The following is a 26,311-nucleotide window of genomic DNA, read 5'->3' as shown; positions in this document are numbered from 1 at the left end:
TTAACTACTAATCTTTAATTCAGCTCTGAGTTTTGATAGCATGCCCCGTAGGCGCTGTAAAGCTTTTTTTTGAATTTTATAGTAATATGAAAGGCTAATCTTCATTTCTTGGGCCGATACCACGGGTTCTTTATCAAACATATACAAATCATAAATTACTTTCTGCTCTTTAGCGTTCAATCTGGAGATTGCTCGGTTTACCTGTTGCCCAATCAATTTTAACGATACTTCTTCTTCCACATTGACCTGATTATCCGCAATGCGCAATAACCATCCTTCAAGCTCTTCACCGTTTAAGGCAATTTCCAGAGAATCCTGGTTTGAGCGCTGACGTTTTAAGTAATCAATCATACGGCCGCGAATCCGATGCTGAGCAAAGGTACTGAACTTCACTCCTATATTCGGATCAAAGCTTTCGGTGGCCTCAATTAATCCCACCGTTCCTTCTTGTATCAGGTCAAAAAACAAGTCTTCGAGGCCGGTAATTCGAGAAGCTATTTTATATACAAGCGGTTGATAAGATTCAATAATCCGCTGCCTCGCTTCTCGCGATTTGGCGACTTTAAAATTTTCCCAAAGCAAGCTCTCCTCCGCCTGGGACAACAAGCGAATTTTTGAAAGTTCCGCCAAATATTGCTGGATCAAAGGGCACCTTCCCGGGAAAATGTTAAGTTAACTAAAAGGAGCAAAGTCCCTGACACAAATTGCCGGTCAAGGACTATTCCGAAATAAACTCAATCGTTATTATAAAGGTTCTATCTTTATTTTTGTTATCCTTCAAGCAAAGTTAAGGAAAGCTTGGCTAAATTTTATAAACATAAGATATTCATAAATCTGGTATTTATCAATCTTGACATCCGTTTTTAAAAACGAATCCGGTAAATAATCCGATAAGAACGACCCTCGTTAATCGAATAGGTTCCTCCTGCCAATAGTTTAGAAGTTAATTGATAATCAAGTCCCCATACATCATCCGGCTCGTCGCCAACTGAACGGCTGTAGGATAAAAATAGTTCCTCAGTGATATAATCTCCAACATTGATTCGGAATTTTCGATCACGATAATCTTGTTCCAAATAAAAATAATCGACTCCTAACGCTCTTCGGATTTCATAAAATACTTCTCCAAACAAGGTATCGGTAACAATCGAAAAATTGCCGGACACCATACCATCGACAGTCAATGGCTTATCACCGCTTAAGTCTGACCAATTAAGAATTGCAAACAATTCCGATTGCGAGAGATGAGGTTGCGAACTTAAATTGAAAGAAACCTCCCCACCCACTTGACCTTTCATCGTTAAAAAAACCTCAACTTTTGATGTCTTTAAACTGGAATCAATATCAATATAAGGAGTAAATCCTTCAGAGTCTTTAAATACTGCTGTACCTTTATTCACTTTAAATGATTGACCGTAAACGGTCAAAATACCCGTTCTAGATCTCGCCTCGCCATTAATCTTCGGATGATTGAGCGGGCCCTTTATTGTAAGTTCGCCCTGGACCGCTACATCCGCCAGACCATACTGACGATACCGGACGTTTTTGCCGGCTTTAATTACCAAATCGAGGTCGGGATTCCAAGTATTGGTACTGCTCTTTTTCGGTTGTACACCTAAAATTCCAATTCTGCCGTTGTTAATGGAGATCTCTCCTTGGATAATAGGACGAACAAGTGTTCCTGTAATATTTACATTTAAAGCGCCATATCCATCGAAATAAAGGCTACGATAGTATATCCGGTTACCATTAAAGCTAAGATTAAGTTCGGGATCGAACAAACTCTTCTCAATTTCGATGGCTCCGTTCAGTGAAAAGCGACCGGTTCCATATGACCCATGAGCTGTTTCTACAACGATTTTCTCCCCTTGAAAAGTTAATGCGGCTTCCATATTATCCACAGGTACCGGTAACGCTGGAGCGACAATTTTCACCCCGCTGAATGCAATTTTTCCGTAAAATAAAGGTTTCGATAAAGCTCCCTTCACTCGAACGCTACCAGCAACACTTCCTTTTTCGGCAGTGAACTGTTTCATGGCAAAATTGATGGAATCAACCGGAAAATTTCTCAGTTCAACTTGTACGTTATAATCCCGATAGTCCTGACTCAGCCGCATTGGTAGCTTAAGCCGTTGCAGCATTTCTACAGGCCAAGGAACGTACCCCTTTGCGGTAAGCACCCCACCTTTATTGATTACTTGCCCATCCATTATTTCAATTCCTTGATCTGACAAACGGCCCTCTACCCGAGAATCACCCAAAACAGTTTGATTCATCGCTAGGCCGATAATGTTCATCCGATAATTGCCGGTTATTTTAGAATTGTTCCATTCCAAATTGATATCGGCATTAGCGACTCCCTCAAGCCTAGCGGATGGCTGCAACAGCGGATTTAAGACCTGCAGGGGAAAATCCCGCAAAGCAGTGTTTAATTTCAAAACTTGCCCATTTTCCCAAATTCCATTGGCGATCAACGAGCCTTTTTCGTGTTCCAAATGGATATTTTCGATACTCACTTTGTTATTTGTATAGGAAAGCGTGAACCCGCCTTGAATTGGTATTTGGTTAATAGACCCTTCCGGAAGCTCAGCTTCCACCCGAACCAGTGGATCGTCGATTGCCCCGGTGATCTTCACTAACCCGGAAAGCTTACCTTGGGCATCTATGTCCTGAACATTGACCAATTGTAATAAATGCTTTAAATCGCTCGAAACCACTCGAACGCCAAGATTTAAACGGGCTGGTTGGGTATTGTCGATATTGCCAAAAACATTCAAAAGACTGTCATCCTGTTGGAACTGTGCGTCCTTGATCGTCAAACCTTGCGAATTCCATACGATATTGGCCAGGAAATGCTGGTAGATATAGCTTCCAAAACTGAAGTCGGATCCGTTCAGTTCAGCTGTGAATTGGGGGTGGCTCAAATCTCCAGTTAAACTGCCGTTGATTTCGACATTTCCTCGAAGCACCCTGTCCCCGTATTTTAATTCTAGCCATTCCAATGCGAAGGAATTGGAATTTACCGTTAAATTCCAGGCTTTTGAAGTGACCTGGCCGCTAATTTGAATCCGGGAATCCTGCTTCATCAGATCAAATTGCTGTAAATAAACATGATTCAGATCACCCTCGAAACGGATTTCGCCGCGTTCCACTGTAAAAAAGTTAAAGCTTGGTTTCTCCAGTTGAATCCTGCCCTTAAACTGCGGATTTGACAAAATTCCATCGACCATTAACGTCACTTTGCCATTCCCATCGATATCCAGCGCCGGATCGAACGGAAGCATTTGCCAAAAACGGCTCAATTGAAAATTCTCACTAATTATAGTGCCATGAACGGTCGGCTTATCTTTGTTTAGGGCAATATTCCCTTGAAGCAAAAAATCACCAGCGTTTGTTGCTACACGCAAATTGCTAAATTTCAATTCCTGGTCCTGATAATGCATTTCGCCCTTGACATCGCCGATCGCTTTAGAATCCCAAATAACATTCTCAAAATTTCCAGTAATTTTTCCAATTGGATTGTCAGGTGTACCTTGGAAAGTGATCATCCCTTCAAAGAGTGCATCCACTGGAAACTGGTTCCGATTGGTCAACAATTGTCGGAGTTGTACTTTTTCCGCATCCAGTTCGGTCCGAAATCCGTCTTTTGACCAGTTTAAATGTCCAAAGAATTTACCATCGCCGACTGTTCCTTCCATAGAATCCACAGCTAAAATTCCATGGTTCCAACTAAATGTTCCATCGGTTCGATCGATTTGAACACCTTGGTAAGCAAGGGAACTACCGTGGAATACTCCTAAAACGGTTCCTGGATCGAATTCCTCTCCCCGCTGCCAACGTCCCTGTGCCAAAATGTCCATCGATATAATCCCGGAAGGCTTCACGGCTTGACTCAGCGGCAAAACGGCCAAATTTAATTCGGAAACTTTACCCGACATCCGCCATTCCGCTGCTTGGGAATTCAACTTTACGGTTCCAGTGGCAGATACCCGGCTTCCCCAGAATAACCCACTCACCTGTTTAATCGTAACCGCCTGAGTTGCTGTTTCCCAATAAAGATTGATTCTGGCTTGCTCGGTGCGAATTTGACGATATTCCAAATAGTCAAAGCCCATTTCACCGTCGAAAGAAAGCTCTTTTAAACCGCCACTCAGCCTCCCAGAAACATCCACTTTTCCGAATTTAAGTTCGTCCTTGGCAATCTGTGTCAAACCCAAACTTGAGTAGTCCGGCCTTAACCCATAACCATAGAGATCGATCGCCAGTTGCGGTTTGAAAATATTATTGATCGTTCCGGTTGCCCCAATCGGAGCGTCTTCCCAATAGCCTGCCAGCCGTTTAATGGTGAGATTATTGTTATCAATACGTAATTGACCGGAGATGCGATTAAGATCTAATTTCTCCTTCCAAACGACCCGGGTATTATTCAACAAAACGTCACCCGTCACAATGGGATGGCTCAGCTTTCCGCCAACCTCCAACTGCAGATCGGCGGTCCCGGCTAGAGTCATATTCGTAGTAGACGGCAAAAATTGTTTAATTTTGTTGATTCGAATATGGTTGGCAGCTAATTTAAGCCGTAGTGCCATATCGGTGGTACGCAATTGACCGGAGGCCAAAATCTCCCCGCCTTGGTACTTGAATCGCGCACGATCGAGTTTAAGCCGATCCGGGTCAAACCACCCTTGAAGATAATCCACTGTCAATACATCGTTCAGTTTGGGCACAACAAGCTGCGAATGGCGGAGCTTTACGCCGCCATTCTTCAGCCAGACCGCCTTATTGCCCCAGGCGAAATTGAATTGCAAATCAGCCGATCCGGAACGAACTGAGAATTGATATCGGCGTGGTAATAACGGAAGCACCTTTTTCAACAGCGCTTTTTCTATTTGAAGAGTCGCTTGACCGGATTGTTCTTCCGTTTGATAAGTGCTGACGAGATTCCATTGCAGTCCATCGTTGAGATCAGCGATTCCCGTTAGACTACAGCGAATCAACGGCAATGAACGAAGATCAATTTTTCCCCGGACCCGTTCCAACCGGTGAGTTCCATACTGATAGTCGTCGATTTCCAGCAATCCGTCCCGAATATTGAACAACGTCCTCAATGCTAATTTTCGTTTACTTTTGGGAATATACTGCTGAAAGTTGAAAGTGCCGTCAGCAAACCGCATCATCTTGGCACGCAGATGAAAGAATTCCACCTTGGAAAGGATCACTTCCGGACGGCGCGGGTTCCGCAAAAGCCGTACCGGATCGAGACTGATATCTACCCGTTCGGCTGTAAAAGGATTTTGACCAGTCTTCGGGTCGGTAAGAACCAAATCGCGGCCGGTGAAACGTCCCCACCCCGTCCATCGGACCCGGCCAATTTTCACTTTGAGACCGGTTGCTTTTAAGGAGACCTGCAATTGACGGCGGACCTGATTGGTCAGCACTTGCTCCTGGGCAAAATAAAACGAGACGGCTGACAAAAATAATCCTGCCACCGCGATCGCAATAATGATTCCAATCATTGATTTTTTATAGGCCGTAACGCTCATGCAGCTTCTCCAAATTCTCTTTCAGCTTGTCGGCTCTAGCGGGGAAGAAGTTCAATGGTGAGTTGTGCCTCGCCGATTATGTAGTAGTTGGTATCCGCTTTCGACTGTTCCGTCTGCGGTTCCTTATCTGCGCCGGATTTGGCGTTGTTGGTGAATTCTACTACCAATTGCTGATTGACGGGGGTATCCAAATAAGTCTTGACCAATTTCTCTAGCGAGTCGACATTCTTGTAATCAACCTTGAAGCGGCTGTTCTTGACCGAATCGTTCTCCTCCAAATTACTATCCTTGGCTCCTCCACGGGCGGTCAGGGATAGTTTCCCCGGTTCCAGGTTATCGGGAAGCTTCACTTCCAGTGGGACTGTTAGATTGGATCCCCGATAGGTGTGCAACACGGCTTTGAGTGCAATACTTTCACCGGGTTTAAACTTCTCTTTCTCCGTTTCTAACTTTATAATCCGGGCCGTTTCTTGCCGGGCCTTAACTTCCACATCCACCTTGACCGAATGGACCTCTGTCGCTTGGAATTCATTCGCCGCTAATATGTCCAGAATATTGCGAAGATCCCCCAGACTGGCTAATGCAATATCTTTCCCGTAAAACAAGTTTTCCCGCAGGATCGGTTTGGCCAAAGCATTGGTCTGGATATTTAATTTCAATTTGGCGGTTCCCCCGCCCACTCGGTCGAGAGTTTGATCGATAGTATCCATTACCCCGGAACAGATCAGATCGCGAAACATCTGCTCATTCCGGTTCACCTGAAAATTAGTGGTGCGAGACAACTTACGGTCCAAATCCACAACAGCCACGGTCACCGGGATAAAACGCGGCAATTCAGCCAAATGTCCCATAATTCCCGCCTGGCGGTCCTGAACTATCCGCCCGACCGGTTCGAGCGGCACCCCGATTTTAAATGACATGACCGGGCTTTTGACCGTGTCCAGAATGTATGCTTGAAGGGCTAAATAGTCTACCTCGCCTTTATTGGCGAAAGAATGCCCAAAAGCCAGAAACTTCTGTTTATCCACCCAAGTAACCGTGCCTATCGCCGCGACCTGATAATCCCCGGAGACCATTTGAACTGCGATGGCGCTTCCCGGTTTTACCGGCTCATCACCCCGTTTGGATTGGCCGTAAACTTTCGGCATCATCACGGCCTTCAACCCATGATCACCCAGAGAGCGGTATAATATCTCATAAGCCCGCTGACCCATTCCGCTGACCATCACCGGCGTACCGGCCGGAACCGCCGAAGGCAATGAATGGCTGGAGAAGGTATCAAGCGGCGTCAATTTCATCATGTCGTCAATCGGCGTTACCAAAGCTAAAAACGGGTCGGCATTTTCAAAGCCATAGCTGATGGCGCCGAGTAATTTTTTATCGATATAAACCGGACTTCCGCTCATACCCGCGGAGAGTCCTCCGTTCTCTTGCAAGAGTTTGCCGGACAGCCGGACCAGAATTAATTTACCTTTTCCCAGATTGCTTTCGACCATCGACAAAACCGTGACATCAAAAGAACTGATCTTCGTTTCGGAAAAAACCGTATAGCCGACGCCTTTTAACCCCGGTCTGACCTCTTCAATCGGAAAAAACTTGGTCTTCGTCTGCGCCAGAGAAAATGGTGCGGCCATAACGAATAGCCATATCGAAAGACAAAGCCATAGCAGATTTCTCCGGGTGAACACGCGACCACTCCTCATTCCAAAGGGTTCCGATTCATTGCGGCATTTAAAGGGGGCTTCCAATCGATTCAGCAGTTCATCTTTTTCATACTAAGAATCGCGACATCGCTTGGATCAACAAAGCCCTTTTTCAATTATTGCAATGATGAAATATATTCGTCCATGCCTGGGCAAATCCTGCAAGAAGTTGTTCGATGGCGAAAGGTAGTTACAGTAAAATCAAACGCATAGACCGGCTAAGAGTTGCATAAATCCCACAATATTATTTATTTTTTCCGGTCTTAGCATTCCATGACGCTCATGGAAAACTCATGATGGTTTGCATAAATTACCATAAGATGATTCCCGTATAACCGGTCTCCTAATTTTTAGGCCACCGCTTCTTTCCGGCCGATCGAACTGAGAATCCACTTAAACACCCGTTCTTTTTGGGGGTTTAAAGACACCGTCAAATTATGGTGTCCGCCGGAAAAAGCGATCAACCGTTTTTCTCCTTCCGCCAGCCGGGTTAAAGAGCGCAGATAACGGTGTGCGCCGACTGGCCGAACCATTTGATCCTCGTCCGCCTGAATGATTACGACCGGCGTCGCCAGGAGCGGCCCGGTACGACGCGCCGCGGCGGCGACCTGGACTAATTCGGCGATAGCGGAGGTAGGGACCACGGAGTACCAAAAACCCCGCATCCATTCGGGTTGCGGTCCCATGTCCACCTGGGGAATGAACCGTTGCACCCATTGCCATCGAGTGAAGGGAGCCAGCGGATTGGCGATCTCAAAGCAAGGCGCGCACAGAATTAGCTTCTGTACCAGTTGGGGATATGCTTGCGCTAATAATGCCGCCAGGCTCCCGCCCATGCTTTCGCCGATGATCGTCACGGTCCGGCCGCTCAAGGCGGCAATCTCCAGACCTTCCCGCGCCGCCGCCCACCAGTCGTTACCGCCGTAACAAACGAAATCTTCCACCCGGGTACCATGTCCGGCCAAACGCGGGCCGACCACATTGTACCCCTCCGCATATAGACGCAGGCCAAGTTCACGCATTTCAAAAGGGCAAGCCGTCCAGCCGTGCAATAGCAAGACCGAGCGTTCGGTCACGCGATCATGGTCCATATAGAAACTTCGTTGCTCGGGTCTGGCCCGGACAGCCTCGCATTCTGGATGGTAATAGGCCGTTTCCGCCAAGGAACGGGCCAATTCCAAACGCGCCGGGTCATCGCCGGTAAGCGATGCTCGAATCCGCTGTTCCCATTGAGAATCGACCGGTTTTTGCCGGCTGAATCGGCGTCCCGGACGGGCTTCAACGATTGGTTTTAGCACCCCTCATCACCTCGCGCGCCAAGGCTCATCGCCTTTATTCCCATTATACTACGAAAGCGAAGCGAATGATTCCGAATCCCCAATTTCTCCCGCCATTTCACCGGCCTTCCGCCGGGCAACCGCCCCATTGTCCCGCCCCATCCGTGCTTGAGCCAAAGCGATAAATGCGCGGAGCGGCGGAGAAAGCCATTTATCCTTGTGATAGACCAACTGAGTCAACATGGCGAACTCCGGCCCTATCCAGTCCAGTTTGACCAGGCGGCCGTCAGCCAGTTCTGCGGTGGCCGCAATCCGCGGCAGCAAGGTAATGCCCATCCCATCCATGGTAAACTGTTTGATTGCTTGGAGGCTGCCCGTTTCTAACACCGAGTGCGGTTTCACGCCGGCCCCGGCCAGCGTGGATTCCAAAGCTCTCCGATAGCTGCATCCGGCCTCGGTCAGGATCAAAGACGCTCCGGCCAGATCCGCCGGACCGATCGGCGCCCGGCTAATCAGCGGATGTCCGGGCATCGCCAAGAAGGTCAGCGGCTCCGGGACCTGCAAAGCAGTCACCAGATCCGGCGCGGCGATCGCTTGGTCCAAAAAGAAGGCCACGTCGATCTGGTTTTCCCCTAGGAGTTCGCGAAAATCGGCGCAGTTGGCGATCTTGAGCGCAATCTCCACTTCCGGGTAACGTCGCCGGTATTCCCTGACCAGCTCCGGCAGCCGCACCACGCACAGGGACTCAACCGCCCCGATGGTCAGGATTCCGCGCATGTTTTCGCCGACGGCCACCGCTCGCTGCGCTTCCGCGCAAAGACGCAGGATCGGCCGGGCATACTCCAAAAGCTTGGCTCCGGCGGGGGTGAGCGCCACGCTACGTCCCAGGCGTTCAAAGAGTCTGGTGCCCAGCTCCTGTTCGAACAGTTGGATCTGGGTGGTAATGGTCGATTGCGCATAACCCAGTTCCTGCGCGGCCTGGGTAAAGCTGCCGCGCCGGGCGATGGTGACAAAGGTCTGCAATTGCTTCAATTCCATGCCGGGACCTCATTCCATCAAGTTTATCGAATGAACCTTTCGAAACTATCAATTTTACCAATTCCTAATTTCATGATATCATGGTCGCTATATAAAATATAGCTGTTTTTCAACGAGCTTCCATTCCATCCAATCCGAGGTGAACCAATATGTTTATCAAAACTACCGGCCATCCCGCCACTCGCTGGGCTGCCGCCGCAATAACCTTGAGTTTATGGGCCTCGGCCTTCGTGGGCATCCGGGTGGGACTGCGCGACTATGATCCGTTTCAGCTGGCGCTCTTCCGCTATCTGGTCGCCTCGCTGTGTCTGCTGGCGGTAGCCGGACTCAGGAAGATCCGCTTTCCCGAACCCCGCGATTTATGCCGGTTGGCGCTATTGGGAACGGTGGGGATCGCCGGCTATAATATGGCGTTGAATTATGGGGAACGCTCTGTAACGGCAGCGTCGGCCAGTTTGATCGTAAATACCGCTCCGCTCTTCACGCTGATCGGGTCGGCCTTGTTCCTAAAAGAGAAAGTCCGTCCGCTGGGATGGCTGGGAATGCTGGTTAGTTTCGCCGGCGTCAGCTTGATTGCTTGCCAGGGAGGTCCGACCCTCGCTTTTTCCGGCGAAATTCTGGCGATTCTCTGCGCTGCAGTCTTCCAAAGCTTCTATATCGTAGTTCAAAAACCGCTGCTCAAAAAGTATCATAGCCTGGAAGTGACCACTTACGCCATCTGGTTCGGGACTTTATTGCCCCTGCCGTTCATCAAGCCGTTGTTCGGCAGCATGATGCAAGCGCCGGCCGCTTCCAGTTTGGCAGTGATCTACCTTGGTGTTTTTCCGGGAGCGATCGCCTATTTCAGCTGGTCATTCGTTCTGTCAAAACTGCCGGCCGCCAAGGCCGCTTCCTTTCTATTTCTGATTCCGCCGCTTACCGCGATCATCGGGCTGGTCTGGTTGCGGGAAATGCCGAAGATCATCACCGGCGTCGGCGGCCTCTTGGCCATCGGCGGCGTAATGCTCGCCAATCAAAACGGCGGCCGGAAGCGAACCAAACCGGCCGGAGTCCCTGGCGGCGGTCCAGGGGATAACCGGGAAATCGTAAACCCGTGATCTCATTTTAAAATAAGAAACCGGAGGAATGTCAAATGGAGCGCAAATTAAAGGTCGGTCTGGTGGGCGGAACCGGAATGGTCGGCCAGCGGCTGATGACGCTGTTGCAGGACCACCCGTGGTTCGAAGTGACCATGGTTGCCGCAAGCCCGGGTTCGGCCGGGAAAAGCTATGCCGAGGCGGTACGGGACCGCTGGAAAATGAGCCAGCCCCTCCCCGAACGGCTGGCCGGGCTCACTGTCCAAAATGCCGAGCGCGTCAGCCAGCTGGCCGAGATGGTCGATCTCGTCTTCTGTGCCGTGTCGCTGCCCAAAGCAGCGACCGGGCAAATGGAGGAAGCATTCGCCAAGGCCGAAACCCCGGTAATCTCCTGCAATTCGGCGCACCGGCTGACCCCCGATGTGCCGATGCTGATCCCGGAGATCAACCCGGAACATCTGGCGCTGATTGACTGGCAAAAGAAGCGGCTGGGAACCAAAAACGGCTTCATCGCCGTCAAGCCCAACTGCTCCATTCAGAGCTTCGTGCCGCCGCTCCACGCTTTGCGCGAGCTCCAGCCGGCCCGGGTGGTGGCCAGTACCTATCAAGCGATTTCCGGTGCGGGCAAAACCTTTGCCGACTGGCCGGAAATGGTGGACAACGTGATTCCTTTTATCCCAGGCGAGGAAGAAAAGAGCGAGATCGAACCGTTAAAGATCTGGGGCGCGGTGGCTGACGGGCAGATCGCCTACGCCACTGCGCCGGTAATCACTACCCAGTGCATCCGGGTGCCGGTGACCGACGGCCACCTGGCGACCGTCTTCGTCAGCTTCGCCAAAAAGCCGGACCGGGAAACCATCCTGGAGCGCTGGCGGAGCTTCCAGGGCCGGCCGCAAGCTTTGGGCCTCCCCTCGGCGCCGCGCCGCTTCATCCACTATTTTGACGAGGAGGACCGGCCCCAGACCCGGCTGGACCGGGACTTTGAGAACGGCATGGGTATAACCGTCGGCCGGCTGCGCCAGGATACACTGTTCGACTACAAATTTGTGGCGCTCTCCCACAACACGCTCCGGGGCGCCGCCGGCGGGGCGGTGCTCATCGCGGAACTGCTCCGGGCCGAGGGATATCTCTCCGCCAAAGCGTGATGGGGCCGCAGCATCTTTGCCGCCGGGAATCCTCGATCCGGGGCAAGTGTTGCCTGAATTGAGCGGGGCCTAGCCCCTGAAAGGGCATTTTTTGCCCTCCTTATTTCGAGTATTGCCTCAAGCGGGGCAACGGCTGCCCCGCTTGAGGCTACAACTGCCCGGAACACCATGATGAATAAGCGAACCGGGGCGACCGGCGCCCCGGACGGGGTCGATGCCGCCCTCCTTCGCCAAACCAAAAATCCCGGTTTCTCAAGTCCGCAATGGAACCCCTCGAAAAGCCTCGGCACATTTACCGTCAGCTTGATCTGGATCAGCCGTCCTTCCCGGTATCGGGCCGCAAGCGGGCGAGGTGGTTTCTCCGTTCAGAACCATGGCATGAATCCGAAAACATCTTCGCCTTGATGACTGGTACAGAAAGAACTGGGATCGATCGGCTGAATCTATTGACTCCAAAATGATAATGATGTTAAACTATAATATAGTTAATTAAATGATATTTTTTGGAGGGATTATCATGAAAATCCTTTATCAAGCCAAAGCCATCTCCCACGGCGGCCGCGACGGCAAGGTCCGGGTGGAAAACAGCCCGCTCGATCTGGAGCTGGCAGTCCCCAAGGAAATGGGCGGTTCCGGAAAGGCCGGCGCCAACCCCGAGCAGTTATTTGCCGCCGGCTACGCGGCTTGTTTTGAAAACGCCATTCTTCATGTGGCCCGGGTCCAAAAAATAAACGTCCCAGCGACCTCAGTAACGGCGGAGGTCGGCATCGGCCGGAACCAAGCGGGCGGCTATTCCTTGGCCGTCTCCCTAACCGCCACCCTTTCCGGAGTCGACCAGGCCACCGCCGAAAGCATGGTTCAGGAAGCCCATCAAGTCTGCCCTTATTCCAACGCGATACGGGGCAATGTCGAAGTCACGCTGGCAGCCCGGACGGAATAACTGGGCGACCTTTAGCCATCCGCTGGATTATCACTTCGGCTTCGGTTTTATCGGGACTAAAAAGGGCCGCCCCTTCGTTCGTTTGGGGGCAGCCCTTTTTAGTCACCTCTGAGATCTATGCTAAATCAGACCACATACGTGGAGGCCGAGGTGGTTCCGCCCTTGCCGGTCCAATTGGTGTGGAAGAACTGGCCGCGCGGTTGGTCGACCCGCTCGTAGGTATGAGCGCCGAAGTAATCCCGCTGCGCCTGAAGGAGGTTGGCCGGAAGCTTTGCGGTCCGGAAACCGTCGAAATAGCAGAGCGCGGTGGTGAAGGCGGGGATCGGGATCCCGTTGGTCAGCGCGGCGGCGCAGACCCTTCTCCAGCCGGCCTGGGCTCCCTCGACCTTCTCTTTGAAGAACGGATCGAGCAGGAGATTGGTGAGTCCCGGATTGTGGTCAAAGGCCTCTTTGATCTTGCCGAGGAAAACCGAACGAATGATGCAACCGCCCCGCCACATCAAAGCGATCCCGCCGTAATTCAGGTTCCAGCCGTAGGTCCCGGCGGCGGCCCGCATCAGCGTGTATCCCTGGGCGTAGGAGACGATCTTCGAAGCGTACAGGGCGTTCTTAATGTCCTCGATCAATGCCTGCTTATCCCCGTCGAACGTCGGCTGCGGCCCGGAGAGTACTTTCGAGGCTGCCACCCGTTCCTCTTTCATGGCCGACAGGCAGCGGGCGAAGACCGCCTCGCCGATCAGGGTCAACGGTACCCCTTCGTCCAATGCGGCGATACCGGTCCATTTGCCGGTGCCTTTCTGGCCGGCGGTATCCAGGATCTTGTCGACGATCGGTTGCCCGTCCGTATCCTTGTAGGCGAGGATGTCGCGGGTGATCTCGATCAGATAGCTCTCCAGCTCCCCCTGGTTCCATTCCTTGAAAACCTGGTGCATCTCGTCGGCAGACATCCCGAGCAGGTCGCGCATCAATTGGTAGGCCTCGCAGATCAGCTGCATGTCGCCGTATTCGATGCCATTGTGGACCATCTTCACGAAATGCCCGGCTCCGTTCTCGCCGACCCAATCGCAGCAGGGACTGCCATCGGCGACTTTGGCGCAGATGGCCTGGAAAATCGGTTTCACATGCGGCCAGGCCGCCGGCGATCCGCCCGGCATCATGCTCGGCCCGAGCAACGCGCCCTCTTCGCCGCCGGAGACACCGGTGCCGATATAGAGCAAGCCCTTGCTCTCCACATACTGGGTGCGGCGGGTCGTGTCCGGGAAATGGGAGTTGCCGCCGTCGATGATGATGTCGCCTGGTTCCAGATGGGGAATGAGCAGCTCAATGAAGTCATCGACCGGCCGTCCCGCCTTGACCATCAGCATTACCTTGCGCGGGGTCTTCAAATTCTGAATCAGTTCTTCGATCGAATAAGCGCCGATGATCTTCTTGCCCTGAGCCCGGCCCTCTACGAAGTGGGTCACCTTTTCGGTGCTGCGGTTATACACGGCAACGGTGAATCCCTTGCTCTCCATGTTCATCACCAGATTTTCGCCCATGACCGCCAAGCCAATCAAACCGATGTCCGCTTTACTCATTCCACTACCTCCTGTTTATGATTTATGGGTCTTTGACCTCTATCTCTCGATGCCGCCCCCAATCGATTGGCGAGAATGCCGGTTCAAAGTCTCTACCGTTTCGTGAATACAAGCAAATTCGCGATCGTCCTTTTGAGTTCCTTCCGGCTTCGACAAGTTCTCATTTTCACAAAATATTTTGGAATACTTCTGAAGGGCCCCCGGTCGATGAGACGCTTCCAGCGTTCAAATCGCAGCCACATCATGGAAGATGTTTCGCGAGCAAATTTTAATACCATTTTACTGGGTGATACGCCCCAAAGCCAGGGACAGTTTTCAAGATAATCCCGACAATTTTCAATTGCAATAACCCTACCATTGTCAGCTCCCTTTGCCGGCAAGACGCCAAAGAATGGTTTTTCAATAACCATTCGGGGAATAAACCTCTTCAATTCATGAAATGAAAAGGATTGGCATCAAACGCGCGAAAAAGGGCGGCATGAACGCCGGCGAAAAAGATTGGGCGGCCAACAACCCGTGGGGGGGCAATTTATTCCGAGCGCACAGCCGCAAAGAAACGCTTCAACCGGCCCAGATCGAGCTTTCCCTGGTTCCGTACTCCGCTGCAGACATCGACTCCGAACGGGCCGACCGTCGCGATAGCCTGCCCTACGTTTTCAGGCGTGAGTCCGCCCGCCAGAAAGATGGGCAGCGCCACCTGGCGTCGGATCGCGGCGCTGATCTCCCAATTGTGGATCCGGCCGGTGCCGCCCAGCTCTTTCACGGCCAGATTCGGATTGCCCGAATCGAGAAGCAGCGCGTCGACATGAGCGGCCGCTTCCAAAGCCTCGGCGATCGCCCCCTCGTCCTGGACGTGGATCACCTGTACCAGCTTCACGCCAGGCAATTCGGCCCGAATCGCTTGATGCGCGCCGGGAGCGAGCCTGTCGACCAACTGGATGGTGTTGGTCCGGGTTCTCCGGTAGTGCTCGATGATGCGGACTGGTTCCACTTCGCTGGTCAACAGAAAGGTGGCGACGGGCGGCGGAACCGCCGCCGCAATCTCCCGGATCCGTTCATCGGGGATGATGCCGGGGCCGCTCGGCATCGGCCCCACCAGACCGACGGCGGCGGCGCCGTATTTGACGGCCAACCTCGCTTCTTCCACAGTGCTAATGCAGCAAATCTTCACCCGGGGTATCGGCGTGAATTCCAATGATTTCAACCTCTTTTCAATCATCTCGCAAATCGAGAAATCAAGCTCTTTGCCGGCCAGTTTCTCAGTTGGTCTTCGCCATGCGGATGGCCTCCTGAATCGCCGCGTCGGTCTCGAAGGTCTCCGGAAACTTATTAGAAGCCATGTGATAAAGTCTTTCGAAATGGGAATCAGCTTGCAAAAGGAATTAAAAACGACTTTATCCCTTGCTTCTCTGAGCTTTTGTGTTCACCCTGGCCTTCGGACAGGGTTTATCACAACGCTTTTAGGCCATCCAAAATCAGACCGCTTTCGTTGCTTGAGTCGGCTATATCGTACATCAGCCGCTCCATTCCGTCAAGCAGTGGCTTTTTTGAGAAAGATATGATACGATGAAAAAAGGTAAAATATTCAATCGCTGGGATCGGTCATATTTTCATTCATAAATATTCCTGCTGTTGAACAAAGCATCGTCAGACTTCGTCATTCCAGTACTTACAGAACTTTCGAAGGGGGTTGCGTTCATGCGCAAACATTGGGGTTGGCTTTTACTGTTCATCGTTGGCTTTTCACTGTTGATGGCGGGGTGTACTGATGAGCTGGGGGTGGTGGATCTCTCCGGCGAGATACCGTTGGCAATGTCCAATGCCGGTTGGGGGTATCGGATTATCGCCCAAACCGATCCCACCCGCTATAATATCTCTCCCAGCAGCCGGCTGTATGAAATTCGCAGCGATCTAGCGCTGGATCAAACATTGCGCATCGGAAAGACCGATTACCTCTTTGTCAGCCGATTTCAAGGAGGCTTTTCCCCTTTTGCCAATTTTCATTATATCGAGTCCAATGATTTCCCGGGCTTTCAGACCCAGCTTTACAATTATAACACGCATCGCCGGGTGAAGTTCTTCGTGATGAAGCAATCCGACACGGGAGACGACTGGAACAACCGGCTGGATAACGGGAACGACCAGGAACGCCATTATCTTTCCCGCAGCGGAGAGTTTAAGATCACTTTTTTTGACGCGGACACCGGGTGCGACTATATCGTGAGCAGCACCTACGAGGTTAATTCCGTCGCCGACCGGGAAACGGATAAAAAGGGCAATTTTGTCCTGGACGATCGCGGTTATTATGAGTATGACAGCCTCACGCTGAAAGGCAAATCCCAGATCTGTATCGGAGCGCGCCAGTGTTTATACGCCGAAAAGATGGCCGGGACCAAAAAGATCGGTTTTTACATATTCGATTGGAATCTGGATGGCCAATTTACCGAAGACGACCGGGTATACTGCAATTATCACGAGAATTTCTTCCAATTTAACCAGACCATCCGTTTAACCGACTCCTACGACGCTAAAAAGGACAATAAGTATGTGTTAAAACTTGTGAAACCCACCGCGACCAATGGAAATTTCCGCTTGCTGGTTGAACTGGTGGAATTGGGCGTCCGCGAGAAATCTTGAAAGTGCCGCCACGGACACGAGTTCATTCGAAAAGCAACGGGCTGTCCCTTCTCCGGGTACAGCCCGTTTTCGCATGAAAATATCGGGTCAGTATTCCAAAGGAAGCAGTCAAGCTTCTCAATCTGGTTTTCGAAAGCTTAAAGCCAAAACGTGCCTCCAGTATCTCGAATTATCCGTTCCATTTTGATATAATAAATAATCAATTCCATAATATGGATAAGATTGCCCGCCATATAAACTAAAGTACCTCTTTTCATCGATATCAATGCCCGCCCGCAACCGTTGAGGCATCAACCGTATTTTAGCTGATAAGGAGGCGCCCCCATGTCCCTTCTAACCGAACCGTGTCTGAAATTCTTGCAAGAACGCTTGATGACGCAGCAACGCGACGCTTTGAATCGTTACATCCGGAGGACTCGTCAACGGGAAAAAACTCAGCAGGAGCTTCTTACCAGGAGTTCGCTCGAAGTGGATACGCCACTCCGGGCGGCGGTCCGCAAGGAATTGATTGATCCCCGGGACGGACTCGCCATGGAACGGCTGATCGGCGAGAGCGATCTTTTCCCCATTTCCTATCTGGAGGCTGGACTCAAGGCAAGCCATCCCGTCTGCCGGATCGAAATCCGCGATCGCATCGGCAGAGTCCTCGGCCATGGCACCGGTTTTCTTGTCACCCCGGCCCTGTTGCTCACCAACAATCACGTCTTGGAGGATTCGGACAGCGCTCGATTTAGCCTTGCCCAATTCAATTACGAAGTCGATCTGAACCTTATGCCCCGCCAAGCCAAAAGTTTTCGTTTCATTCCGGAACGTTTTTTCCTGACGGACCGGAAACTCGACTTCACGCTGGTCGCGGTGGAGGAGAGCTCCAGTGATGGCAGCAAATTGAGCGAATTCGGCCATCTGCCGTTGCGCGGCAAATCCGGCAAGGCGCTGCTGGGCGAGTATGTCTCCATCATCCAACATCCGTCGGGAGCCCCCAAGGCCGTGGCTATTCGTGAAAACCGCATCACGGATGTATTTGACGATTTCCTGCATTATACCACCGATACTTTGCCGGGATCGTCCGGCTCCCCGGTCTTCAATGACGATTGGCTGGTGATCGCCCTTCACCACTCCGGGGTCCCCGATCCCCATGACGACACCAAGTACATTGCCAATGAAGGCATCCGCATCAGCAGCATTCTCAAGTTTGTCAGTTCGCAACGGCCCACTTTCAACGCGGAACAGCAACAGCTTTTGGAACCTCTCCTCGCCGACGCTGCCGTCAAAGCGGGTTCGGCGCCTGAAGCCGAGCCGCTCCAGGTGGTGGATCTAGGCGCCGAATGGTATCGGAACTTGACCGGATACGATCCGCAATTTCTAGGCGATTCGTTCGAAGTACCGCTGCCAATCCTCAGTCCCTCACTCGAAGCGGATATCGCGCCTTTAAAGGACGGCGGCAGGGTGTTGGACTATACACACTTCTCCATTGTGATGAGCCGCTCCCGGCGGCTGGCCTACTATACCGCGGTCAATATCGACGGCTCCCAACTGCAAAATCTCAGCCGTAATGCCGATACATGGCACTTCGATCCCCGCATCGCCCAGAAATATCAGTGCGGCCCGGCTTTATACGAGCACAATGAACTGGACCGGGGTCATCTGGTGCGGCGGTTGGATCCTGTCTGGGGCGAAGCGGCGGCCATAGCCAACGAAGATACTTTTCACTTTACCAACTGCGCGCCGCAGCACAAATACTTGAATCAGCGAACCTGGCTTGACCTGGAGGAATATATTCTGAAGAACGCCGGTCAATCCCGTCTGAAAGTCTCCGTCTTTACCGGTCCCGTATTTCGCGGCGACGATATGCTTTATCGCGGAAAATTCCGGATTCCGGCCGAGTTTTGGAAGGTCGCGGTGATCGTGAAGGAAGATGGCAACCTATCGGCTACCGCCTACCTGCAGACGCAGAAAAATCTCCTTGATGACCTGGAATTCGCTTACGGCCAGTATAAGACGTATCAAGTTCCGGTCGCCGTCATTGAAGGACTGACGGGCCTGGACTTCAATACATTGCGCCAGCATGACCCGATAGGTCGGAAAGAAGCCGCCGTGGGACACCTGATCGAGCATCCCGAGGATATCCGGCTCTAGCCAACGTCACAGGGGAGCGTTCCCAACCTCGGCTGCAGGAACGCTCCGGCTTAAAACCGTCCGAATCGGATAAGGGATCGCAGTGCCTTCCTTTTATACCGGGCATTTCGAAACGTTTTGGAAATCACGGATCGCTTTGGATGACGGAAAGAGCTCATTCAATCGCTCAGCAAGCTCTTTTTGTGGATGAGCGAGCTGGTTTTGTGGATGAGCAAGCTTACTCAGTCGTTCAGCAAGCTCTTTTTGTGGATGAGTGAGCTGGTTTTGTGGATGAGCAAGCTTACTCAGTCGTTCAGCAAGCTCTTTTTGTGGATGAGTGAGCTGGTTTTGTGGATAAGCGAGCTTGCTCAGTCGTTCAACAAGCTCTTTTTGTGGATGAGCGAGCTGGTTTTGTGGATGAGCAAGCTTGCTCTGTCGTTCAGCAAGCTCTTTTTGTGGATGAGCAAGCTGGTTTTGTGGATAAACGGAACCGTTTAACCTAGTTAATGGTCTTGACTGTGGATAAGTCTGGGAAGCGCAGCTAAAACTGGTTAAGTCAAAGAGTGAGCGGGAGCTAAGTTGATACTCAGTTTTCCGAGAAGAAAAGGCCGCCTCCACGCGAGGCAGCCTTTCTTTTCGGAAAACTTAAAATCATTTTACTCAACTTTCGCAGAGAAAAAAGCAAACAAAGCCATAGATACATAAGCATAAAAGCAAAAATAGAAAGTTAGCTTGACAAACGGCCTAAAAGCAGAACTGATATTGAATGTTGTGGGGGAAAAACTTATGGATGCTTGTTCCTTTGGCCCACGGTTCCGGCGGCGGGTTACTTTTTTAGCGGTAAAAAAGTAACCAAAAAACCGTTGGAACCTACGGATTCCAAACCTCCCTCATTCATCCCGGTTCTAGAACGTCTTCGCCATCCCTGGCCATCTGTCTGGCAACCAGGTCATGGCTTCCGTTCCCGACCGCTGTTTTTCATCCTCCTATGCAACGACATTATCGTAAATCACATGATTTGCAAAAAAACGGTAAAGCGTTCGTTATTTTCGCAAATCATCTATACTCGAGGAATAATGTCGTTGCATTGGAAAAGAAGCGGCGCCGACTCCCTCCATGGAGACGGGTGCTATTTTGTCTTTTCTGGTTTTTAATCAAACTCAAAAGTCGTTAGAAGCCCTTAGCTTACGAAACAGTAACCGCCTTCAGGGAAGAAGGCGGACGACGCATATTTTCGTGGATGAAAAACCTGCGGTCGTCAGCGGAAGCCTACACTTGGTTGCCAGTCGAAATGCCAGGGATGGCGGCGACATGCTAAAACCCCGGATGAATGAGGAGGTCTTGGAACCTCGGTTCCAAGTGGGCGGATTCCAAAGGGTGTCCCACTACACCCTTTGGTCCTGGGGTCAGGACATGGAAGTCCAAAAAATCGGCTTTGCCAGGAAGGCGATAAAAGCCGATGGTGTGGGGGCAGGAATAGTCCCCATCGACCTCAATCGCATCCATTCATTTGTTTATTTTTTTACATAGAAGCCCAATCACTTATTTTTATATATGTCAAGATAATTTCTTGTCATGATGCTATACCTATGACTGCGAGGGTTTACTGGTATATTTAATCTGCGAATGTTGAGATTTTATGATTCCACAATTTGTTTTCCCTCATCCAACCTACGCTCGAACCATTTGACCGCCTCCACGATGGGAATGATCGAGAACGAGGCCAAGATTACGATCAGCCATTGCGTCAGATTTAACTGTTCCACCTTAAAAAGATCATTCAAAAACGGGATCAGGATCACCGATACCTGGAGCAATGCCGAAACCAGATTGGCTACGATCAAATAGCCGTTGGTCCCGATCCCCAGTTGAAACAATGACTTTGTATTGGAGCGGACATTGAAGGAGTGCGTCAATTGGATCAGGCCCAGGGTCGCAAAGGTCATGGTAGTGGCAATTTCGTGCGAATAATAGGTGATCCCGATAAAGTAGGCCCCTAGCGTAATCAGCCCTTTTAGGATTCCCTGATAAATGATGTTGACTCCCACCCTGTCCGCAAAAAAGCTGGCGCCGGCCTTGCGCGGCGGCTGCGTCATCACGTCTTGTTCAGCTTTCTCCACGCCCAGGGCTAAAGCAGGGAAGGTATCCGTCACCAAATTGACCCATAAGATGTGGATCGGTAACAGCACTGTCCAGTTGAGCATCGTTCCGAGGAACAGGGTGACGACCTCGCCCAAGTTGGACGAGAGCAAAAATTGAATGCTTTTCCGGATGTTGCTGTAGATCTTTCTGCCTTCTTCCACCGCAATGATGATCGTGGCGAAATTATCGTCCGCCAGCACCATGTTGGAGACGCCTTTGGCCACGTCGGTTCCGGTGATTCCCATTCCCACTCCGATATCCGAAGTTTTCAGAGCCGGCGCGTCATTGACCCCGTCTCCGGTCATGGCCACGATCTTCCCTTTGTTCTGCCAGGCTTTCACAATCCGCACCTTATGCTCCGGCGACACTCTGGCGTATACCGAGTACCGCGAGATCTGCTCGTTGAATTGGTCGTCGGGGATCAGGTTCAATTCACTGCCGGTGATAATCCCGCTCTCCTCCGTTAAGATGCCCAAATCCTTGGCAATGGCGGCGGCGGTATCCCGATGGTCGCCTGTAATCATGATCGGCCGGATCCCCGCTTTGCGGCAAACCGCTACCGCGGCGCGGGCCTCTGGCCGGGGCGGGTCGATCATTCCGACCAATCCGGCAAAGATCAGCTCCTGCTCCAAATTATCAGTACTCGGCCGTTCCGGAAGCTGCGCAATATCTTTCCAAGCGGTTCCTAACACCCGCAACGCCTTGCCGGCCATTATCCGGTTAGCGTCCCGAATCGCTTGCCGCTTTTCATCGGTGAGCGGCACGATTCCTTCCGGCAACAGCATTCGATTGCAACGTTCGAGCAGTAAATCCGGGGCGCCCTTGGTCATGACCCGCAGTCCATCACCCAGCTGGTTCACAGTGGACATCAGTTTCCGTTCCGAGTCAAACGGCAATTCCGAACGCCGCCGGTACGAATTGTCCAATTGATCCTTGGGATACTCCGCATCTGCCGCATATTGAACGAGCGCAACTTCGGTCGGATCGCCTTGCACTTCAACCTGTCCGTCGCCAGTCCGTTTGATCCGGCAATCATTGCACAGCGCTAATATCTGAAAGAAAGCCTCGTCAGAATGGTCCGCCGCTCGATCTGCGGCCGCGAGATTCATTCCGTTGACGTAAATTTCCTGAACGGTCATTTTATTCTGCGTTAGTGTGCCGGTCTTATCGGAGCAGATAATCTCGGTACTTCCCAGCGTCTCCACGGCATCCAACTTTCGGACGATGGCGTTCCGTTTGGCCATCTTTTGCACACCCAGGGCCAACACGATGGTGATTACCGCCGGCAATCCCTCCGGGATAGCCGCCACCGCCAGACTGACTGCGATCAAGAACATCTCCAGGCCGTTTCTGCCTTGAACCACGCCGGCGATGAAAATGATTACGGAGACGATGATGATCCCCACTGTCAGGTATTTGCTCATCTCCGCCAGTTTTTTCTGAAGCGGTGTTTCCTGAGTCTCATGACTGGCAATATGCGCGGCGATCTTGCCAACTTCCGTCTTCATCCCGGTCGCGGTGATGACACCCGTTCCACGCCCATAAGTCACACTGCTTCCCGAGAAAGCCATATTTTTGCGGTCGCCGATTACCATATCGGCCTCCGGGATGGCGGCAGTCATCTTCTCCACCGCCACTGATTCGCCGGTCAGGGCGGCTTCCTCAATCTTCAGGCTCACGCTCTCCAACAGGCGCAGATCCGCCGGTACGAAATCACCGGCCTCCAGCAACACCACATCGCCGGGAACCAACTCTTCGGTCCGGATCTGATAGGTCTCGTCATTCCGTTTTACTTTCACATAGGGCGAAGACATCTTTTTCAATGCCGCCAACGCTTTTTCAGCTTTGCTCTCTTGCACTACTCCCAGGATGGCATTGATGAGTACGACGATCAAGATAATGAACGTATCCGTCAATTCCTTCATGAAGCCGGAGATCGCTGCGGCGACCAGCAGAATGATCACCATTAAGTCTTTAAACTGCTCCAGGAACATGGACCAAACTGTTTTGCGCTTGCCCTCATCTAACTCGTTCTGTCCATAAACAGCCCGTCGTCGTAATACTTCATTTTCCGATAATCCGCTGGACTTCGTTTCTAAAGCCTTCAAAACCTCACTCGGCTCCATCGTATGGTATAGAGGTGGATTTTTCAGATTTTCCATCGTTTCCTCCCGCCAGATGATTGAATTCATTTCCCTTTCCCCAAAGATAAGTCCGGCTAGAAATCGGACTTGGTTTCTAAGCCATCGATACGAACTGAATTTTATTTTCAGACCTTTTCGCCACAGCCCGGACAGAACGCTCCGGTTTCGGCGAGCTTTGTCCCGCAATGGGTGCAGAATCTCGGTTGTGGAACCTTAGCACCGCATTCAGGACAGAATTTAAAGGAAGGTTGCAGGCGATTCGAACACTGGTGACAGGTTCCGCCGGCTTCGACACTCAAATTATCATGCCCCACGGGCTCCGCTGGCATGCCGTGCCGTTTGTAATCATCCCCCCGCTGCTTATGTTTCTTTCTTTCGAGCCCTTCAAAAAGATCTTCCAGAAAATCCAATGATTGCACTCCTTTCCTTCTTCAAAATGCCAGGCTCTTCCGGTACGCCTTACGGCAACTCAGCGATCGCCCATTCCCAAAATTTCCTAAATCATAATATAAAAAAAGACCTTTAACATAATCCGAAGATTACGTTAAAAGTCTCGTTTCCTAAGAAACTTAGGTTACAAAGCCAGGCAAGACCCGAACGTCTTTACCATGCTGTTGACTTTGTAATCATAACTACTCCCTCTTAACAAGAAAATATTATCCGATCCCGTCAGTCCTGTCAAGAGGTTCATTTGAAAGAACCCGGACTGACCGTTCTTGCGGGCGTTCCCCGACTACCAGGCGAGCTTCTCCCACAGATATTTCGAAAGTTCTGCCATGGGGATCCGTTCCTGCTCCATGGTGTCCCGATCCCGCACCGTGACTGCTTTATCCTCCAAGCTTTGGAAGTCAATCGTCACGCAATAGGGGGTCCCGATCTCGTCCTGGCGACGATAGCGCCGGCCAATCGCCTTGGAATCATCATAATCCACCATCCAGTACTTCCGCAGCTCCTGTTCGATCTCCTTGGCCACGGCCACCAGGGGCTCTTTCTTGGAGAGCGGTAGAATCGCCACCTTATACGGGGCCAAGGCCCGGTGGAGTTTCAAAACCACCCGTACTTCATCCTTGTCCGGCTCCTCATGGTAAGCATCCAATAGGAACGCGAGCGTGCCCCGGTCGGCTCCGGCCGACGGCTCGATCACATAAGGTACGTAATGCTCATTAGCTTCCTGATCGAAATAATCGATCCGTTGTCCGCTGTATTCGGCATGGCGTTTCAGATCGAAATCGGTGCGGTTGGCGATGCCCTCCAGCTCCGACCAGCCCATCGGGAAATAATATTCGATGTCAAAGCAGCCTTTGGCATAATGGGCCAATTCGTCGGCGGCATGCTCGCGCAGGCGAAGCCGTTCCTTGGTGATGCCGAGGTCGAGGTACCATTGGAACCGGCGATCGATCCACTCCTTGTGATACTGTTCATCCGTGCCGGGTTTGACGAAATATTCGATCTCCATCTGCTCGAACTCGCGCGTCCGGAAGGTAAAGTTGCCCGGGGTGATCTCATTCCGGAAGGACTTGCCAACCTGGGCGATGCCGAAAGGCAGTTTCATCCGGGTAGTGGTTTGGACATTGTTGAAGTTCACGAAGATCCCTTGCGCGGTCTCCGGTCGCAGGTAAACCACTGCCGCATTGTCCTCGACCGGACCCATGAAGGTCTTGAACATCAGGTTGAATTGGCGCGCTTCGGTGAGTTCGCCGCCACAGGCCGGACACTTGTCGCCCTCCAGATGATCGGCGCGGAACCGCTGCTTACAGACTTTGCAGTCCACCAAAGGATCGGTAAAGCCGGCGACATGGCCGCTGGCCTCCCAGACCCGGGGATGCATCAGAATGCTGGCGTCCAATCCGACCATGTCGTCGCGTTCCTGAATGACCTTGCGCCGCCAGGCCTGTTTGACATTGTTCTTCAGCTCGACGCCGAGTGGGCCGTAGTCCCAGCAACTGTTCAATCCACCGTAGATCTCACTGGATTGAAAGATGAAGCCACGCCGTTTAGACAATGAGACAATCTTGTCCATCGTGGTGGTTGCTTGAATTTCCGACATCGTAAACCCTCCTGATCAAATTGATATGGGATATTTTAAAAAAAGCTGCATTACATAAGGGGTAACGGCCACCTCCACCGCGGCGGCGACAGTGAAAAGAATAAAAAGGAAGATAGCGTAATATCGTAATTCGCCGAGGAATTCCCGGAAAAGCGGCAGATGTTCTTTGGTCGTAAGATAATGCCGGATTAACCGGTAAGGAATCATGCCGAACCGGAACCCGAGGCCAATGGCGATGATATAGGCCGGCAGTTCAAAGATGCCGTGCGGCAACAACCCCAGGTAATATTGGGCCACGCTTAAACCGGCGTGGGCCTCCGTGTAATTTTGAAACACGCCGATCAACAAGCCGTTGCCGGCCAACATCAGGATGGGAACGGGCGGAAAGATCAGCCCCGCGCAAAACGCCAGGATCGAGGCTGAGATATTGTTCACCCAGATCACCAGTATCTGAACGAATAACGAAGCTCCTTTCATCCTGCGGGCAATCTCTCCGAAATGTTCCAGCGCCATCCGTTCGATGTCGCGGGCGGCCTCCGGATTCAGGCGGGGCAGCAGCTCTCCCAGCCAGGCTCCTCCCACCAATAATAACCCCAGGATCAGAAACAACCGTCGATCTCTTTTCAATAACTGTCTGAGCTTCGTTCCAAACTCCGTCATCATATCCCCCTTACGTTTTGCCGATTTTCCGTCCACCGGCCGGGCGAATCCGACTTTTTAATCGCCCTGGATCATTATTATGGCGACCGGAAAATTTCAATACCATCGCGGTTTTTGAGAATAAAAAAAGAAACCTGATCCCTTTTCAGGGACGAGAGGTTTCCCGCGGTTCCACCCTGCTTGGCTCGGAGAGCCCACTTCTTTCAATAGCTCAAAGCGCCTTTCCCAAACGCAGTGGTCCGGGTCGCACCATCCCCCGGCTCTCTG

General features: G+C 51.6%; 18 protein-coding genes. 6 read left to right on the top strand and 12 right to left on the bottom strand.

The features are described from left to right. The 5 genes from EDC14_RS18905 to EDC14_RS18885 form a co-directional block, all read right to left on the bottom strand. Positions 1–645: a sigma-70 family RNA polymerase sigma factor gene (locus EDC14_RS18905; RefSeq protein WP_165908131.1), complete on the bottom strand. Its 645-nt coding sequence runs from the start codon at positions 643–645 to the stop codon at positions 1–3. Positions 646–863: 218 nt separating this feature from the next. After that, entirely contained in the window at positions 864–5,543 is a 4,680-nt protein-coding gene (locus tag EDC14_RS18900) for a translocation/assembly module TamB domain-containing protein (RefSeq protein ID WP_132015872.1), read from the bottom strand. A gap of 35 nt (positions 5,544–5,578) precedes the next feature. Next, positions 5,579–7,177 (bottom strand): SpoIVB peptidase S55 domain-containing protein, encoded by a 1,599-nt coding sequence (locus EDC14_RS18895; protein ID WP_165908130.1) that lies wholly within the window; start codon positions 7,175–7,177, stop codon positions 5,579–5,581. A 419-nt stretch (positions 7,178–7,596) separates the two neighbouring features. After that, the gene (locus EDC14_RS18890) at positions 7,597–8,544 is read right to left on the bottom strand and encodes an alpha/beta hydrolase (protein WP_132015870.1); all 948 of its coding nucleotides are present in this window, start codon (positions 8,542–8,544) and stop codon (positions 7,597–7,599) included. 48 nt (positions 8,545–8,592) lie between these two features. Beyond that, the gene (locus EDC14_RS18885; RefSeq protein ID WP_132015869.1) at positions 8,593–9,561 is read right to left on the bottom strand and encodes a LysR family transcriptional regulator; all 969 of its coding nucleotides are present in this window, start codon (positions 9,559–9,561) and stop codon (positions 8,593–8,595) included. 149 nt (positions 9,562–9,710) lie between these two features. Here EDC14_RS18885 and EDC14_RS18880 point away from each other — a divergent pair, with 149 nt between their 5' ends. The 3 genes from EDC14_RS18880 to EDC14_RS18870 all read left to right on the top strand — a co-directional run bounded on the left by EDC14_RS18880 (position 9,711) and on the right by EDC14_RS18870 (position 12,722). Then, on the top strand, positions 9,711–10,658 hold the full coding sequence (locus EDC14_RS18880) for a DMT family transporter (protein ID WP_132015868.1): 948 nt from the start codon (positions 9,711–9,713) through the stop codon (positions 10,656–10,658). Positions 10,659–10,693: 35 nt separating this feature from the next. Then, positions 10,694–11,782, top strand: a complete 1,089-nt coding sequence (gene asd, locus EDC14_RS18875) for an aspartate-semialdehyde dehydrogenase (protein ID WP_132015867.1) — start codon at positions 10,694–10,696, stop codon at positions 11,780–11,782. Between the two features lie 517 nt (positions 11,783–12,299). Next, entirely contained in the window at positions 12,300–12,722 is a 423-nt protein-coding gene (locus EDC14_RS18870) for an organic hydroperoxide resistance protein (protein ID WP_132015866.1), read from the top strand. 125 nt (positions 12,723–12,847) lie between these two features. Here EDC14_RS18870 and gnd read toward each other — a convergent pair whose 3' ends face one another. Together gnd and EDC14_RS18860 are read right to left on the bottom strand one after the other, a co-directional pair. Next, positions 12,848–14,299 (bottom strand): decarboxylating NADP(+)-dependent phosphogluconate dehydrogenase, encoded by a 1,452-nt coding sequence (gene gnd / locus EDC14_RS18865; RefSeq protein WP_132015865.1) that lies wholly within the window; start codon positions 14,297–14,299, stop codon positions 12,848–12,850. Positions 14,300–14,828: 529 nt separating this feature from the next. Further along, entirely contained in the window at positions 14,829–15,494 is a 666-nt protein-coding gene (locus EDC14_RS18860) for a phosphoribosylanthranilate isomerase (RefSeq protein WP_243663025.1), read from the bottom strand. A 503-nt stretch (positions 15,495–15,997) separates the two neighbouring features. On the opposite strand from EDC14_RS18860, the gene EDC14_RS18855 reads away from it, so the two are divergent. Next, positions 15,998–16,936 carry a hypothetical protein gene (locus EDC14_RS18855; RefSeq protein WP_132015863.1) on the top strand — a complete coding sequence of 313 codons (939 nt, stop codon included), beginning with the start codon at positions 15,998–16,000 and terminating at the stop codon, positions 16,934–16,936. 324 nt (positions 16,937–17,260) lie between these two features. Continuing rightward, the gene (locus EDC14_RS18850; protein WP_132015862.1) at positions 17,261–19,072 is read left to right on the top strand and encodes a DNA/RNA non-specific endonuclease; all 1,812 of its coding nucleotides are present in this window, start codon (positions 17,261–17,263) and stop codon (positions 19,070–19,072) included. A gap of 93 nt (positions 19,073–19,165) precedes the next feature. Here the strand turns inward: EDC14_RS18850 and EDC14_RS18845 are convergent, their stop codons facing one another. After that, a complete protein-coding gene (locus EDC14_RS18845; protein WP_132015861.1) occupies positions 19,166–19,669 on the bottom strand; it encodes a hypothetical protein in 504 nt (167 codons plus the stop codon). 516 nt (positions 19,670–20,185) lie between these two features. On the opposite strand from EDC14_RS18845, the gene EDC14_RS18840 reads away from it, so the two are divergent. Beyond that, positions 20,186–20,581: a hypothetical protein gene (locus EDC14_RS18840; protein ID WP_132015860.1), complete on the top strand. Its 396-nt coding sequence runs from the start codon at positions 20,186–20,188 to the stop codon at positions 20,579–20,581. Positions 20,582–20,688: 107 nt separating this feature from the next. Here the strand turns inward: EDC14_RS18840 and EDC14_RS18835 are convergent, their stop codons facing one another. The 4 genes from EDC14_RS18835 to EDC14_RS18820 all read right to left on the bottom strand — a co-directional run bounded on the left by EDC14_RS18835 (position 20,689) and on the right by EDC14_RS18820 (position 26,044). Beyond that, on the bottom strand, positions 20,689–23,355 hold the full coding sequence (locus tag EDC14_RS18835) for a calcium-translocating P-type ATPase, SERCA-type (RefSeq protein WP_132015859.1): 2,667 nt from the start codon (positions 23,353–23,355) through the stop codon (positions 20,689–20,691). Between the two features lie 107 nt (positions 23,356–23,462). Beyond that, positions 23,463–23,747: a zinc ribbon domain-containing protein gene (locus EDC14_RS18830; protein ID WP_243663024.1), complete on the bottom strand. Its 285-nt coding sequence runs from the start codon at positions 23,745–23,747 to the stop codon at positions 23,463–23,465. Positions 23,748–24,070: 323 nt separating this feature from the next. Continuing rightward, positions 24,071–25,384: a glycine--tRNA ligase gene (locus EDC14_RS18825; protein WP_243663023.1), complete on the bottom strand. Its 1,314-nt coding sequence runs from the start codon at positions 25,382–25,384 to the stop codon at positions 24,071–24,073. 15 nt (positions 25,385–25,399) lie between these two features. Then, a complete protein-coding gene (locus EDC14_RS18820; protein WP_165908129.1) occupies positions 25,400–26,044 on the bottom strand; it encodes a stage II sporulation protein M in 645 nt (214 codons plus the stop codon). Between the last annotated feature and the right edge of the window lie 267 nt (positions 26,045–26,311).

The organism is Hydrogenispora ethanolica (assembly GCF_004340685.1).
Taxonomy (GTDB): Bacteria; Bacillota; UBA4882; order UBA8346; family UBA8346; genus Hydrogenispora; species Hydrogenispora ethanolica.
This window is presented reverse-complemented; position numbering and strand designations above follow the sequence as displayed.